We start from the raw sequence: 15,598 nt of genomic DNA on the forward strand, positions 1-15,598 counted from the left end.
TGGGAGCATGCGCGTACTGATCGTCGAGGACGAACCCCTAATGGCCGAAGGAATCCGTGACGGACTGCGGTTGGAAGCCATCGCCTCCGACATCGCCGGTGATGGCCACAGCGCCCTCGAGCTCCTAGCGGTGAACTCCTACGACATCGCAATCCTCGACCGTGACATCCCCGGCCCCACAGGCGACGATGTTGCCCGGCAGATCGTGGCATCCGGCACAGGGCTGCCGATTCTGATGCTCACCGCGGCAGACCGCATCGATGAAAAGGCCAGTGGGTTCGAGCTTGGGGCCGATGACTACCTGACCAAGCCCTTCGACTTACAGGAACTGGTGATGCGGCTACGCGCGTTAAATCGACGTCGTGCCCATCATCGACCTCCGGTACGTGAATTGGCCGGCGTGAAATTAGATCCTTTCCGCCGCGAGGTTTACCGCGACGGGCGCTACGTCGCCCTGACGCGGAAACAATTCGCGGTACTTGAGGTGCTACTCGCCGCCGAAGGTGGTGTGGTCAGCGCCGAAGAGCTGCTCGAACGAGCCTGGGACGAAAACGCGGACCCCTTTACGAATGCGGTACGCATAACCGTCTCGGCACTCCGTAAACGACTGGGTGAACCCTGGGTCATTGGCACAGTTCCCGGGGCAGGCTATCGGATCGTAGATCGGCCAGATGAGGAGACTAGCGATGATGCGTAGATCCCACGGGCTGAGCATCTCGCTGAAATTCACGCTCGGCTACTTCCTCTTTCTCGCCTTCGGTGGCGCCCTTTTACTCGTTGTAATCTGGCTTTTCCTGCTGCGTTACGTACCCGACGGAAACCTGGGCCTGATCAGTGGACACATTCCGAACCGTTCGGACCTGTGGCGGGCTTTTAGCCCGCATGCCGCCCGGGCGTTGATCTTCCTGCTGCTGCTAGCTCTGATCGGCGGGTGGCTGATCGCGCGCACCATGCTCGCGCCGCTGAAACGGATCACGGCGGTGACCGATGCGGTGGCCAAGGGCGATCTCTCGCGCCGTATCAACTTGCCGGGGCGAAGCAATGAACTGAGCAAACTGGCCGATGCCTTCGACGGAATGCTCGATCAACTACAAGCCCATGTCGATGAACAGCGACGCTTCGCGGCCAATGCGTCCCACGAACTGCGCACCCCATTGGCGATCACCCAAACCTTGCTTTCCGTGGCCCAACAACAATCGGAACCACCCAGCCGGGAATTGCTTGAGAAACTCGGTGTGCTCAACACTCGGGCCATCGACCTCACCGAATCCCTGCTCCTGTTGGCCCGTGCCGACGCCCGGGCCTTCGAACGCGAAGAACTTGACCTCTCGCTCCTGGCCGAAGAGGCCACCGAGACAATGTTGCCGCTGATCGAGGAACGCAACATCACCCTCGACTTCGACTCGCAACCGGCGCCGACCTACGGCAATTTTGCTCTGTTGCTCCAGCTGGTCAGTACCTTGTTGCACAATGCGATCGTCCACAACGGCGGCCCCGACCAACACATTTGGATACGCACCAGCATCAACGGAGACTCGGTATCCCTCTGCGTGGAAAACACCGGCGCGCCGGTTCCCGCAGGAACATTGCGGACTCTGCTCGAACCGTTCCAACGCGGGGCGGCACGTCGGCACGACACCGAGCGGGCCGGGGTCGGTCTGGGCCTAGCGATCGCACAAAGTATCACGCGGGCGCACGCCGGTAAGCTCGAACTGACCGCGCGTGACACCGGTGGACTCCGCGCCATGGTCACGCTACCTAGGGGCGCGCGGACGGCTTAATTGCCGGGGAGCTCCACGATCTCGTAATCGCGTCGAATTCCCGCGGTGGCCTGACCCCAAGTACTGGCTGCGGTGCGCGCCTGATGCGCGTCGAAGGCCGCACGATCGCTAAAGAGCTCGTTGACTTCCCACACCAGTTCGCTAGCCGTGGGAACGACCTCGAATTTCAGGCAGCCCGGTTCGTCATGGGTCAGCCGCTGATGCAGTGGAAGATTCCGGCGCACGATATCCGCCTCGTGCGCATCGGAGCAGTGCAATGTCCCGATGAGTTTGATCTGTGCCATGGGAGCCTCCCGGAGAGTGTACGGGCATCATAGCAACGGCCGGTGGCATACGCGCGCACCGCACGGCTTTGACATCCTTCGGCTGACGAGCTGGCTTCAGCCAAAGCGCACATGCTCCTCTAATTGGTCTAGTGGTGCTCCCGAGGAATCTGCGTCAGTTCCGACAATTGACGCTCCTGCAATGTGCGCAAGTTATGCAAACCCGGGTAAGACCTAAGACCCGATTTCCCGTGCAGTACTCGGACCGCTACGGCAGCGGCCAGCAGCCCACCACGCCCGCCAAGCATTAGCGGCTCGCCTTGTTGAAATTGGAGGATCAACGTGCCGCTGTTTCCGTCAGCGTCAATATTGGTTACCCCGTTGAAATAGAAGCTCAACCACACACCGTCATTGCGTCGACATAGGATTCGCTGGGTCGTGACTATGACATGGACTATCTGTTGCTCTCGCCATTGGGCCTGGGCGAAAGCTTGAGCCTGCCGACGTCGTGCGGCATTGCCCATAGCGGTAATTGCCATACCCACAGCGACAAATGAGGCTCTCCCCATAAAGAAAGCTGAACTATGCATATACGTCGCATCGGTTCCGTAGAAACGCGCGTAGTGCCCCGGTGCAGAACATATAGCTTGTTCCTCAGGATGCAGGACAACTGACCAATCTATACCCATTGGTTGCCAGGAGTCCTCTAGTAAGTGTCCGGCGAGTTCAGCGGCAGCGTATTGAGCGCTGAGCAGTTCCTCCCGCTCGGCAACAATCAATTTCTCGGCACGGGTAAAACGCCCACGCGCCCGGCGGAAAGCGCGCCACGCCAATCGCATTTTTCCAATAGATGTCAGAAGAAAAAAGATGCTTGCGCCGAGCATGGCCAACCACAGTAGGCCAAGGCCAAGGACAGTCCCGGGTTGTTTCTCGCTGTCCAGCTCGGTACCTACGTAGGCTATGAGAGCGAACCCGCTAATCCAGAGCATAGCGGCAAGTAACAAACGAAGCACCCACGGAAGGTGACGTTTCCACGTCGGATAATGGTCATATTCCATTGCCTTTATAGTGGCGAATCTGCCGGCCATGTGGTGACCGCTCCCTTTAGTCTAAGTTTTGTTGCTATCCAATCAGCCCAGAATATCCGACGACAAACGGGAAAATCTCATGTGTGACATCGCAAGAGATCGCGTCCTGCAACCCTTCTGAAGGCTCCGTTCCTTGAGTCAGTCACTTCCCTGCGAGCACATTCTCCGAGCTGCACTAACACAACCTGTACAGGCGGTAAATAGACGGCCGGTGGCGTACGCTCGCACCGCACGCCACCGGCCATAAGTTCGTAGGGGCTACCGCTAGTAGCTTTCCTGCACCGAGAGGACCTTCAACCCATCGGCGACAACTCGACCGTCGTGAATGACGGTGCGGTCGGTGCCGCGGTCCATCACGGTTGAGGCGATAGTTTCACCGTCCACCAGTACCAAATCAGCACGGTCCCCCACGGCCACGCCAGGACGATCCGCGACCGAGGCTAGACGCGGGACCTCGTGGCTCATGATCGAGGCGCCGCCGATAGTGGCCACAGCAAGGGCGTGCTCGATCAGTTCGTCCTTGCGGAACCCGTTGACGAAAGCCAGCTGCCAGGTGCGGTCCAAGAGATCGCAGTTGCCATAGGGGCTCCAGTAGTCACGCTGCCCATCTTCGCCAAGCCCGAAACGGACCCCGGCCTCGGTCAGCTGCACCAGTGGCAAGTGATTCGAGGTGCTCGGCGCCACCGAGGTCAGCGAGATGTCCAGCTCGGCGAAGGTGTCGATCAGTCGGCGGGTGGTGGCCTCGTTGACGCTTCCCAGCTCGTAGGCATGGGAGAGGTTGACCTTTCCCTGCATGCCTAATGCACGGGTGCGTTCGGCGATGAGTTCGGCGGAGAAGACGCCCTGAGTACCGTGCTCGTGCAGATGAATATCGACCTCCACCTGGTACTTTTCGGCCAAACCGAACACCACATCGAGATGGCGGACCGGGTCACGATCCAGTTCGCAGGGGTCAATGCCACCCATCACGTCCGCGCCTGCCTTCAGCGCATCCTCGAGGTACTTTTCGGTGCCCGGCTCAAGCAGGATTCCGGCCTGCGGGAAAACCATCACCTGCACCTCGGCCTCGTTCGCGAACTTCTCCTTCGCCGCGATAACCGCCTCGTACTTCTCCAGCTTGGTGTCCACATCCACCTGAGCAAAGGAGCGTACCCGGGTGGTGCCGCGCGCGATCATCCGCTCGAGGGTTCCGGCCACACGCTCGGTGAGTCCGATCTCCGCATCTCGCCAGTTCTCACGATCGTTACTCATCATCCCCCAGACGCCGGGGCGACCGGTGTGCTCCCGGAAGGGCAATCCGATGCGAGTGGAATCGAGGTGTACGTGAACATCGGAGAATGAGGGGATCAGAATTCGTCCGCGCCCGTCGACGTCGGCGTCCTCGAGGGACCGGTTCGGGTCGTGGGCCGTGATTGAGGCGATCTTCCCGTCGGTGATCAGGATGTCGCTGGGTTCACCGGCCCAGGGGCGGGCATTGCTGATGAGCACTGTGTAGTTCCTTCCTACGCTGTGGTGGTGTTTTCGAGGTTAGCGGTGGGCGGCGACCGCTGCCAGCGGAGCGCTAGGGAAATGGCAGGCGACCTCACCGGTCGGCACCTGGTCGGCGCATCGTGCGCGGTCGGTTTCGGGCAACAAGGCATAGGCCGGGCAACGGGTACGGAAGACACAGCCAGAGGGTGGATTGCTGGGACTAGGCAGGTCCCCACCGAGCCTGATGCGTTCGGTCAACGCCGCATCCAAATCCACGCTGGGCACGGCGGAGAGCAACGCGCGAGTGTAGGGGTGCTGCGGGTCAGCAAAGATTTGCTCGTTGCTCCCCTGCTCCATGATCTTGCCCAGATACATCACCGCGACCTCATCGGCCATGTGCTTGACCACGGCCAGGTCGTGGGCGATGAAGATGTAGGAAATTCCGGTGTCGCGCTGAATGTCCTTGAGCAGGTTGACCACCTGGGCTTGCACCGAAACGTCGAGGGCGGACACCGGTTCGTCGCAGATCACCACGTCCGGGTCCAACGCCAGGGCGCGGGCGATGCCGATACGCTGACGCTGCCCTCCGGAGAACTCGTGCGGAAACCGGTTAGCATGCTCCGGACGCAGCCCGACCCGGTCCATCAGGTCGCGCACCTTAGCTTTCACCCCGCCGGGTGGCTTGATGCCTTGCTCAATGAGCGGGGCGGCAATCGCCGCGCCAATGGAGGCACGCGGGTTGAGCGAGGAAGCGGGGTTTTGAAAGACCATCTGAACCCGACGACGAAAGGCGTTCAGTTCCTTGCCTTTGAAGGTGGAGATCTCCTCACCGTCGAGTTTGATGCTGCCGCTGGTCGGGTCCAGCAGCCGCATCAGCACCTTACCGGTGGTGGATTTGCCGCAACCAGACTCACCGACCAATCCTAAGGTGGTGCCGCGCTGCAGGGTGAAGCTCACCGAATCCACGGCCTTGACCGCTCCCACGGTGCGCCCGAAGGCGCCCTTGATCGGGAAGTGCTTACGTAGCTCGCTTACTTCGAGTAGTGGTGTGTTCATGCCCCCACCTTGATTATCTTGGGAAGTAGGCCCATTTCGTGTCCGTGGCATCGCGCCGCATGCTCCCCGGCGAGCAGCAGTTGCGGTCGTTCATTCTGGCACCGGCTATCCGGCACGAGTGCCGCGAATTCACAGCGATCGGCGAAGATACATCCGGAGGGTAGATCCAGCAGTGCCGGCGGCGAACCCGGGATCGGGGTGAGCCGGTCATCTTCTCCGGACAGGTGCGGCATCGAGGCCATCAGTCCGCGGGTGTAGGGGTGTGAGGGGGCGGTGAAGATTTCGCGCACGCTGGCCTGTTCGACGCATTGTCCGCCATACATCACCACGACGCGCTGGCACAGTTGGGCCACCACGCCCAGATCGTGGGTCACGAAAATGACCGCGGAATTCGTTTCGGCCTGTAGTTCCGAAATCAGGTCCAGAATCTGGGCCTGGACGGTGACGTCCAGCGCGGTGGTCGGTTCGTCGGCGATCAGCAATTCCGGTTCACAGACCAGAGCCATCGCGATCATCGCACGTTGTCGCATGCCACCGGAGAATTCGTGTGGGTAGTTATCGACCCGTTTCTTCGGGTCGGGGATCCCCACGCGGGCAAGCATGTCGATGGCCACCTGTTTCGCGGCCTTGCGGGAGACCTTGTTGTGCACCCGGTAGGCCTCGGCGATCTGTGACCCCACGGTATAGAAAGGATGCATGGCCGAGAGCGGGTCCTGGAAGATCATACCGATCTTCTTGCCACGGAAGCCGCGCATGCGGTCCTCGCTCAGGGCCAACAGGTCGGTACCCTCGAAGGTGATCTCACCGGAAATCTTGGCCTTGGTCTCCTTGAACAGCCCCATGATCGCCTGGCTGGTCACCGATTTACCCGAACCGGATTCACCCACCAAGCCCACGGTTTCGCCGCGGTGCAGCTGTAGATCCATGCCGTTCAGTGCGGCGACCATGCCGTCATCGGTGGGGAACTGTACCGACAGGTTCTTCACGCTAAGCATTGGTTCCATGGTTAGTTCACCCGCACTCGAGGATCGATGAAGGCGTAGGAGACGTCCACGATCACGTTGAAAAGAATGATGAAGAAGGCCGCGAGCATTGTGATCGCCATGGTCACCGGCAGATCCCCGCTGGTAGCCGCGCGCACCGCGGTGAAGCCCAGGCCCGGAACCGAGAAGATCTGCTCGGTGAGCACCGCTCCCCCGAGCATCGCTCCGAGGTCCAGTCCGAGCATGGTCACGATCGGTGTGATGCCCGCGCGCACGCCGTGTTTGAACACGATGGTGCCGCGGCTCAATCCCTTGGCTCGCGCGGTGCGCATGAAGTCCTCGGAGAAGGTCTCGATCATATTGTTGCGGGTAATACGCACGTACTGGGCGGAGAAGAGCACCGCCAAAGCGATCCAGGCCAGCAAGTAATTGGTGGTCCAGCCGAAGAATCCGGCCTCACCGAAGGGCGATCTGATCGCGTTGGTGGTAAATGGCAGCCACCCTAGGGTGCCGACGAACACCAGCAGGAGCACCAGGCCGGTGACCGGGATCGGCAGAGACACCCCGAAGGACGCGGCCCCAACGATCAGCCGGTCGGCCAGTTTCCCCTTCCGCAGGGCCGCGAATAGCCCCATCCCCACGCCCACCACGGTCCACAGCACTACCGCACCGACGGTGAGCGACACCGTGTAGGGCAGTGCGTTGGCGATCATGTCCGTGACATTCTCGTTGGTCTGGAAGCTCTTGCCGAGGCAGGGCCATGCGCACACCTGCTCGGCTCCCGGCGCCCCGAGCATGCGGGGGCCAACGAGACCGGAGAGGAACGCTAGGTACTGCACAAAGAAGGGCTTATCCAGACCCAGTGCGATCCGCGCCTGTTCAACGCGCTCCGGGGTGCATTCCTGACCGCAAGATGCTGCGGCCGGGTCCGCCGGACCGAACTGGAAAAGGGTGAAGGTAATGAAGCTGACGACGAGCAACAAGATGAGCATCGCGCCGAGCCTGCGGAAGAGGAAACCGATCATGATGGTGGCCCTACTGTTCGACGCCCACGGTGTTCAGGTCAATCGCACCGAAGAAGTAGCCGACCTGGGCGTTGCGGATATTGGATCCGACCACCGAGTTGGTGTAGCTGTGAATGGTCGGGATCAGCGGGTAGGTGGCCATGACCTCGTTGTAGACGTCGGACCACTGGGCGCCGAGCTCTTCGGCCGTGCCGGTGGCACCGCGCAGTTCGTACATGCGCTTGGAGAGTTCCTCGTCGTAGAAGCGCGGAATGTTGCTGAACCCGTAGGTTTTGCCATCCAGCGATGGGCCGAGGTTCGGGTCAACAGTCATGCGAGCCGAGGAGGAGTCGGCGCCGCCGCACCAACCGGCGCGAGCAATATCCGGCATCCCGTCACCGGCCAGGGTGGTGTAGTAGTTGGCCGCAGGAATCGGGCGTAGCTCCAAGGTGATACCCAGTTCCTTGAGGTTCTGCTGCAGCACGGTGCCGATGTTCTTATAGCGTTCGGTGGAGTTGGCGTAGCCGTAAACCAGTTCCTTGGGCACGTCCTTGCCCTTCAGCAGGGCCTTGGCTTCGTCGAGCTTCGGCTTACCGGTCGGGTCCAGATCCGAGACCTGCTCGGTCAGGCCCACCATGTTCTCGGTGAGCTGGCTGTTGACCAGCTGGCCGAAGCGGGCTCCGCCGTACTGCACCTGGATGGCGCTACGGTCGATCGACAGGGCGATGGCCTTGCGGATCTCGGGATCGCTAATGGATTCGGTGTTCAGGTTCAGTGTGTCAATGCACCCGAGGAAACCACCGGCGGTACGTGCCGAAATCTTCTCGTCGTTCAGGCTCGCCGCATCCGAGGCCTGCAGCGCGCCGTTGGAGTCCAAGGTGATCGCGTTCGGGTCGGCGTCCGAGATCAGCTTCTGCGAAATGGTGGACTGTGAGGTCGACAGCGAGAAACGGAATTCGTCGGGTAGGGCCGGGCGGTTCGGATCGGTGGCAGGATCCCACTGATCGTTACGTTCAAGCACCAGTTCACGGCCACGGTCGTAGCTCTTGATTTTGTATGGGCCCGAGGCGACCGGGTGGTTGGTGTAGTCCTGCTTGGTGTCCTTGGCTTCGGGGACCGGCGCGGTATTCGAGCGGGAAACCAACGCCGGGAACTCGGCGAAGGGCTGCTTGAGGTGGAAGATGAGTGTCTTCTCATCCGGGGTTTCGATGGCCTTGAAGTCGCCACCCTTGTAGGGACCCTTGTAGTCATCGTGGCTCAACGCGGAGTTCAGCTCCTGCGGGGCCTGCGTGTAAACGTCGCGAGCATAGGTGCGCTCGACCCCGTACTTAATGTCCTGCGCGGTGATCGGCGAACCATCTTCGTACTTCAGCCCATCTTTGAGGGTGAAAGTCCAGGTCAATCCATCCTCGGAAACTTGCCCGGTGTCGGTGGCCAGATCCGGCACGATCTCCGGCGGCTGTCCGGCGGTCTCCTTGGCCATGGTCAGCGTGCGGTAGTACAGCTGACCCACGTTGGCGGTCTGCACGTAGTTCGAGTTGCCCGGGTCCAGGGTGGCGAAGTCCGAGGACATCAACACGTTGACGGTGCCACCCTTTTCGGAGAAGCCTTGCTCGACGATCACCGGGGCGTAGGGGTCGCCCTGTCCGGCGGATGGAGCCTTGGCTGCTCCACCGCCACCACAGGCGGTCAGGCCGAATGCAACCACGGCGGCCGCGGCCAGCATTTTTGTTGCTCGCATCTTCATTGAGAATCCTCCTTGGACATGTGCGAGGTGATAACTCAGGCGGCGCGGCGCGCTACCGTGAGGACTTGGGGTCGAGGGCGTCACGCAGGGCGTCTCCGAGCAGATTGAACGCGAGCACCGTGATGATCAGGGCGATGCTGGGCACCGCCAGGAACCATGGGTCGCTGAGGTACCAGTTGCCGGCCTGCGCCGCGTTAAGCATCTGCCCCCAGGAGGGGGTCGGGTCCTTGACGCCCACGCCGAGGAAGGACAGGGCCGCCTCGGCGGTGATATTCGTCGGGATCATCATCGTGGCGTACACCAGCACCACGCCGGTGACGTTGGGAATCACCTGCTTGAAGATCATGGAGCGGTGCGAGGTCCCGTAGGACTGGGCCGCATCGATGAACTCCTGCTGGCGGATGGTCAACACCTGACCGCGTACGACGCGGGCCAAATAGGCCCAGCCGAAGAATCCGAGCACGATCACCAGTGAGGCGATCGGGACAAAGGAGCCGCTACCCAGCGCGGTACCGGCCAACCGGGACTGCAGGATCGGGGCGATCGAAAGCACCAGTAGCAGGTGCGGGAAGGCCAAGAAGAGGTCCATAATGCGGCTGATAACCATGTCGACCTTGCCGCCGAAATAGCCGGCCGCGGCCCCGAGGATCGTGCCCAGCACCACCGATACCAGCGTGGCCAGCAGTGCAATGACCAGCGAAACACGTGCCCCGTAGGCTAGGCGGGCGAAGAGGTCACGGCCCAGGCCCGGCTCGACGCCGAGCCAGTGTTCGGCGCTCGGATACATGTACTGCGGCAGCGGCAGTCCCGGGGTGTAGAAGTTATCCAGCACCTCGGGCGTGGTGTTGGTGGTGTTTGGATCTTGCCCTTCAATGGCCACGAGCACCGGAGCCAAAATGGCGAAGAGCACCATGGCCACCACAACGGCCAGGCTGGCCATGGCGATCCGGCTCCGTCGGATCCGCATCCATGCGGTGGCCAGCAGGGAACGTCCCGTAGCCACGGGCTTGGCCGTGGTCGGCGTTGAGGCCGTGGCGGTCATATCCCATCCCCTTAGACGATGTAAGTGATCTAGCTAACACAGAAACCGTATACCAAAACCGAGACATTTGGAATACCAAAACAAGAAATTGGCGCCGGCGCGATTTCCTGCGGCAGCATACTGTGGCGCCGACAGAAGGTTGAAACTACAGCAAAGAAGCCGAGACTTGACCACAAAATATCCACTCGACTAGGTCGAACAAGGGTTCAACGGGCCTCGATCAACCAACAAGAGTGTCAGCTAGGAGAGATCCGCGGCGCTCAAGTCAGCGGCCAGACGCGCCGTACTGCGCTTACTTGTCGCCAAATGATGGGATACCAATAGCGCGACGCGGTCTTCATCGCGGGCGGCGATCGCCTCCAGCAGCTCCTGGTGCTCGCGCCCAATCGCCTGCAAGTCGTCATGCTGCACCAACAGCCACCGCATGCGCGCCGAAAGCACCCCGTGCAGCTCCAGCAACAGGTCATTGCCGGCAAGCCGATTGACGCATTCGTGAAACTCGGCGCCCGCGCGGCGAGCCGCCGCCCCGTCCCCAGTGCGTGCGGCAGTCAACTCCTCCTGCACGATCTCGCGCAAGCGCTCTAGACCCTCGCGGGTATGCCGCCGAGCAGCCAGCCTGAAAGTCATCGACTCCAAACCCACTCGCACCTCGTGCAGATCCGCAATATCCGTCGCCGTGAACTCGCGGACCACCGCCCAAGAGCGAGGGCGCAAGCGCACCATTCCCTCGGTCTCTAGGGTTTTGATCGCGTCGCGTACCGGCAGGCGGCTGACCCCGAGATCAAGGGCGAGGTCACGCTCGACCAGCTTGCTACCCGGAGGGCGCGTGCCATCGATAATTTCGGTGCGAATCTTCTCTGCAATCCGCACCGACTCGGGCTCAAAACCGCCAGCGGCCATCACAGTTGCCTCATTACAGCGAGAGGTCCACAGCCTGGCCGAGCCCCCGCTCCAGCGCACGGTCATAGGCTAGGCGGCCAATGGCCAGATCCAGCGCGCCGATACCGACGGAATTGAACAGCGTGATCTCCCGCGCATCGCGGCGCCCGAGGATTTCACCGGCGGCCACCTGCCCCAGCTCCCCCACGATGGCCTGCTCGGTAATGGCCCCTTCGGCGAGCGCCAGTAGGTAATCGCCGGACTTGGCCCGCGCAGTCCCCCAGTGATCAACGAACACGCGGGCGCGAGCCATGCCCTCGGCATCGATTTCGCGCTCAGTAGGGCGCGGACGGGCACCGACCGCGTTGATGTGCTGGCCGGGCTGGAACCAACTGCCATGCACGATCGGTTCCACCGAGGGAGTCAGCGTGCACAGCACATCGCAGGCGGACACCACCTCTTCGGCCGTAGCCACTGGCACGACTTCGAGTCCATGGTGGGCCACGGCGGCAGCGAATTCGGTGACACGTTGCTTGGTGCGCGACCAGACAACGATCTTTTCAAAGCGGCGCACACAGAGCATGGCCTCGACGTGCGCCACCGCTAGCGCGCCGGCGCCAATGAGTCCGAGGACGGTGCTTTCGGGGCGCGAAAGATACTTGGTGGCCACGGCGGTGGCTGCTGCGGTGCGAATACGCGTCGGAACCTTGCCATCCAAGATGGCCAGCGGATCGCCGGTAATGTGATCGGCCAACATGATCAGGGAACGCTGCGAGGGCAGTCCACGCTGGGCGTTGGAAGGGATGTCGGCCAATAGCTTGACGCTAGCCAGGGCAGGCTCGGCCGCCACGCTGGGCATCACAATAAAGCTCGAGTCTGCGCTCGGAACCCCCATAGCCGACGGAGTCGGCTGGGCCGCCGTGCCTCGCGCCAAATCGGCAAAGATCCGATCAACGGCCTGGACCGTGGAAGGCATATCGAGCACGGCCTGCAGCGCCGAGGCATTGAGCATGAGGGTCATCGGTGGCTTCTTTCAAACAGTGCGGTGTTTCCTAGCTCACACTGTAGCCGATTTGGTATTCCAAAAGGTAGGGTGCTGACGCAATAATCGCTCACAATTCCCTTACTCCCCGAGATTTCGCGCCTCTTGGGTATACCAAAAATAGAAGAACTGGCAGAAAAATGGCCCCGCCACGCACTGCGATGCGTGACAGGGCCAGTCAGGGCCGGCTAGTGACCGACGGTAAAGATCCCGAAAGCCTCCTCGAGCCACTGAGCTACTTCGATGACCTGCAGGTCCTCGTGTGGACGGCCTACCACCTGCACACCCACCGGCAAACCTTCCGCGCTGTAACCGCAGGGCACAACGGCCACCGGGAAACCGAGAATGCTAATGGCACGGCAGCTTGAGCCCAGCTCCGTCCATGGAATCTTTACCCCTTCGATCTCAAACTCCGTCTGCCGCGGATCCACCGCCGGGACACTGGCTACCGGAAGCAATAGAATCTGGAACTCATCGAGGAAATGAAGCATCTGCGACCAGATCTCATCGCGGGCATCAAGCGCCTGCCGATACTCGGCTACCGAATAATCCGACGCACCCAAAATGGAGCTACGCATCGGCTCACTCACCTGATCCTCGCGCCCCTGCGCCAATTCACGCACCTCGGGCATACCTGCGGTAGTGCGCAACCGGATAAAGGTTTCTGCTGCACGTTCAAGGGCTGCCGGACGACGCCGGACGGTCCGCAGACCACGAGTAGCGAGGGCCTCGGCCGCACGTTGCACCACCTCCACGACGTCGGCACGCACCGGGAAATTACCTTCTCCGTCGCACCAGGCGATCGCGGAAGGTTGCTCGTGGGCCGGGCGAGGTGCCACCGGGACCGTGTTCGGGTCGATACCGTCCGGGCCGGCGAGCACCTGCAATAGCGTGGCGTGGTCCGCGACCGAGCGCGCCAACCAGCCCACCGAGGAGAGCCGGTGCAGTACCGACATGGAGTTTGGCGCCGGGAAAGAATCTGGACGCGGAACAAAGGGCAACATTCCGGTCTGCGGGATCAGTCCAACGGTGGGTCGCATACTCGTCAGCCCCGTGCAGTGCGCGGGCCAGCGGATGGAGCCGCCGAAGTCGGTGCCAAGACCAAAGGCCGCCATTCCGGCGGCGACCGCCGCACTGTCGCCGCCGGATGAACCGCCGGAGGTGAGTTCGCGATTCCAGGGATTCCAGGTGTCCCCGAAGACCGGATTGCTCGAATGGGTTGGCACGGCCAGTTCGGAACAGTTCGCCTTGCCCACCACGATCGCCCCCGCATCGAGCAGGCGCTGCACGGCAGTGGCCGAGGCATGCGGATGGTAATCCTTCAGCAAGGTACTGCCCGCGGTGGCCCGCATTCCGGCCACCGACAAGGTGTCTTTGACCGTAAAGGGAACACCATGCAGTGCTCCGAGCCACCGCCCACGGGCCGCCGCCGCGTCGGCGGCCCGTGCTTGTTCCATGGCCAGGGGGTTGAGCGTCACCACCGCGTTCAACGCCGGATTCGCTCGGTCGAGAACTTTCAGGTGTAGCGCCATGCAATCTTCGGCGCTGATCTCACCAGCGCGGATGCGGCGAGCCCATTCGGTGGCCGGTACGCCCAATGTGGTGCTGATGTCGTCGGTGAGATGACTCATGGCTTTCCTGTTCCTTGTTGACCGGAGATTTATCGCGTGTGCGGGTCGCTGGCACTACCGGCCTCCGTCATAGCGATCTTGCTGGTTTCCTTGGCGAGGTAGACGCACAACACCATCAGTCCCAGCGCCAAGGATAGGTAACCGGCCACCGTGAATCTGGTCTGTGTCAGCACGATCAGTTGCATGGCGATCATCGGGGCGAAGCCGCCACCGAAAACGCCGGCCATCTGGAAGCCCACGGCCGACCCGGTGTACCGAACCTTCGTGGCAAAAAGCTCCGGAATGAAAGAGGCGATTGGCGCATACATGGCCGCCACGATCACCAAGCCGATGGCCGGCGCGATCAGCACTAGGAATGGAATGCGCGAATCGAGCATCGCAAAGAAGACGAAGCTATAGGCAATGCCTGCCAAGGCGCCGCCGATCATCACCGGGCGCCGACCCAACTTATCGCACAGCGAGCCAAAGAACGGCAGTGCGATCATCTGGGCGACGGCAGAAATCGTGGACGCGGCCAACGCCAGTGACTTGCTCAAGCCGAGGTGCTCGGTACCGTAGACCAAGATAAACATCGCGAAGATGTAGAACGCGATATCGCTACCGATGCGCGAGCCAATGGCCAGAGCCAGTTCCTTCTTGTAGTGCTTGAGCACGTGAAGCAGCGGGGCCTTGACCTCGCTGGCGCGCTGCGCTTCCTCCCTGGCCTCGGCCTGGGCGAATACCGGGGATTCCGCCAACTTCACGCGAATGTACAGGCCGATGGCCACCAGTGCGAAGCTAACCAGGAACGGGATGCGCCAACCCCAGCTGAGGAACTGCTCCTCGGTGGTCACGGCGGTAATCAGCGCGAAGACGCCGGTGGCCAACAACAGTCCGGTCGGCGCGGCGGTCTGCACCATGGAGCCGAAGAAGCCGCGTCGCCCCGAGGTGTCCGACTCGGTGACCATCAGCGCCGCGCCGCCCCATTCTCCGCCTAGGCCCAAGCCCTGCACGAAGCGCATGAGCACCAGCAGAGCCGGTGCGGCCACGCCGATCGCCGCGTAGGTCGGCAGAAGACCTACGGCGGCGCTGGCCAAGCCCATCATCAAAAGGGTGGCCACCAGAACGTTCTTGCGCCCAATCTTGTCTCCATAATGGCCAAAGAGGGCCGCACCCAGAGGCCGCACCACGTAGCCCACGGCGTAGGTGGCCAACGCCAGCAATAGCCCGGTGGCTGGTTCGGAGCCCGGGAAGAAGAGTACCGGGAACACAATGGCTGCGGCGGTGCCATAGGCGAAAAAGTCGTAGTACTCGAGCGTGGTGCCCACGAAGCTTGCGGCGACTACACGCTTCATGGAGTTATCGCCGCCCCGAGGCTTGGAACCCCTGGCGGAACGCTGAATGGCTGATGTGCTGGGCATGGGCCCTCCTGATACTGCGTGGGTGGGTGGCGTGTGTTGCGCGGTTGAAACCGTGGTGCCACGCCGTGCCACCGGTGAAGATACTGCGGATCGTCTCTGAATTCAGAGTGGCCGACCCGGGGTCTACCGGTGCCGGAATTTGGGATCCCGTATGTGGATCCCAAATAAATGATTGCGTGATCCGCATCACTGAGCAATGCCTATTTGGGCTG

Annotated in this window: 14 protein-coding genes; 2 read left to right on the plus strand and 12 right to left on the minus strand. The window is 61.8% G+C overall.

The window, feature by feature from the left end; translation table 11 throughout:
- Nucleotides 1–7 precede the first annotated feature (7 nt).
- Together ACYU0X_RS16060 and ACYU0X_RS16065 are read left to right on the plus strand one after the other, a co-directional pair.
- Nucleotides 8–697 carry a response regulator transcription factor gene (locus ACYU0X_RS16060; protein ID WP_461901691.1) on the plus strand — a complete coding sequence of 230 codons (690 nt, stop codon included), beginning with the start codon at nt 8–10 and terminating at the stop codon, nt 695–697.
- Nucleotides 687–1,781 carry a sensor histidine kinase gene (locus ACYU0X_RS16065; RefSeq protein ID WP_461901692.1) on the plus strand — a complete coding sequence of 365 codons (1,095 nt, stop codon included), beginning with the start codon at nt 687–689 and terminating at the stop codon, nt 1,779–1,781. The genes ACYU0X_RS16060 and ACYU0X_RS16065 overlap by 11 nt, the downstream gene beginning before the upstream one ends.
- On the opposite strand, the gene ACYU0X_RS16070 is transcribed toward ACYU0X_RS16065, so the two are convergent.
- The 12 genes from ACYU0X_RS16070 to ACYU0X_RS16125 all read right to left on the minus strand — a co-directional run bounded on the left by ACYU0X_RS16070 (nt 1,778) and on the right by ACYU0X_RS16125 (nt 15,386).
- Nucleotides 1,778–2,065 (minus strand): putative quinol monooxygenase, encoded by a 288-nt coding sequence (locus ACYU0X_RS16070; protein ID WP_418907769.1) that lies wholly within the window; start codon nt 2,063–2,065, stop codon nt 1,778–1,780. The genes ACYU0X_RS16065 and ACYU0X_RS16070 overlap by 4 nt on opposite strands.
- Before the next feature lie 128 nt (nt 2,066–2,193).
- The gene (locus ACYU0X_RS16075) at nt 2,194–3,132 is read right to left on the minus strand and encodes a hypothetical protein (RefSeq protein ID WP_461901693.1); all 939 of its coding nucleotides are present in this window, start codon (nt 3,130–3,132) and stop codon (nt 2,194–2,196) included.
- A 264-nt stretch (nt 3,133–3,396) separates the two neighbouring features.
- Nucleotides 3,397–4,620 carry an amidohydrolase family protein gene (locus tag ACYU0X_RS16080; protein ID WP_418907771.1) on the minus strand — a complete coding sequence of 408 codons (1,224 nt, stop codon included), beginning with the start codon at nt 4,618–4,620 and terminating at the stop codon, nt 3,397–3,399.
- 39 nt (nt 4,621–4,659) lie between these two features.
- Complete coding sequence (locus ACYU0X_RS16085; RefSeq protein WP_461901694.1) at nt 4,660–5,658, minus strand: ABC transporter ATP-binding protein; 999 nt, start codon at nt 5,656–5,658, stop codon at nt 4,660–4,662.
- Nucleotides 5,655–6,662 (minus strand): ABC transporter ATP-binding protein, encoded by a 1,008-nt coding sequence (locus ACYU0X_RS16090; RefSeq protein WP_461901695.1) that lies wholly within the window; start codon nt 6,660–6,662, stop codon nt 5,655–5,657. Before ACYU0X_RS16090 ends, ACYU0X_RS16085 begins: the two co-directional genes overlap by 4 nt.
- A gap of 2 nt (nt 6,663–6,664) precedes the next feature.
- On the minus strand, nt 6,665–7,666 hold the full coding sequence (locus ACYU0X_RS16095) for an ABC transporter permease (protein ID WP_309409901.1): 1,002 nt from the start codon (nt 7,664–7,666) through the stop codon (nt 6,665–6,667).
- A 10-nt stretch (nt 7,667–7,676) separates the two neighbouring features.
- Nucleotides 7,677–9,392 carry an ABC transporter substrate-binding protein gene (locus ACYU0X_RS16100; protein ID WP_461901696.1) on the minus strand — a complete coding sequence of 572 codons (1,716 nt, stop codon included), beginning with the start codon at nt 9,390–9,392 and terminating at the stop codon, nt 7,677–7,679.
- Between the two features lie 52 nt (nt 9,393–9,444).
- Entirely contained in the window at nt 9,445–10,434 is a 990-nt protein-coding gene (locus tag ACYU0X_RS16105) for an ABC transporter permease (RefSeq protein ID WP_418907775.1), read from the minus strand.
- A gap of 240 nt (nt 10,435–10,674) precedes the next feature.
- A complete protein-coding gene (locus ACYU0X_RS16110; protein WP_418907776.1) occupies nt 10,675–11,334 on the minus strand; it encodes a GntR family transcriptional regulator in 660 nt (219 codons plus the stop codon).
- A 13-nt stretch (nt 11,335–11,347) separates the two neighbouring features.
- The gene (locus ACYU0X_RS16115) at nt 11,348–12,334 is read right to left on the minus strand and encodes an ornithine cyclodeaminase family protein (RefSeq protein WP_418907777.1); all 987 of its coding nucleotides are present in this window, start codon (nt 12,332–12,334) and stop codon (nt 11,348–11,350) included.
- Nucleotides 12,335–12,543: 209 nt separating this feature from the next.
- Nucleotides 12,544–13,986 carry an amidase gene (locus ACYU0X_RS16120; protein ID WP_418907778.1) on the minus strand — a complete coding sequence of 481 codons (1,443 nt, stop codon included), beginning with the start codon at nt 13,984–13,986 and terminating at the stop codon, nt 12,544–12,546.
- A gap of 29 nt (nt 13,987–14,015) precedes the next feature.
- Nucleotides 14,016–15,386, minus strand: coding sequence for an MFS transporter (locus ACYU0X_RS16125; protein ID WP_461901697.1), 1,371 nt, complete (start codon nt 15,384–15,386; stop codon nt 14,016–14,018).
- Nucleotides 15,387–15,598: the final 212 nt, after the last annotated feature.

The organism is Glutamicibacter sp. X7 (genome assembly GCF_054889245.1).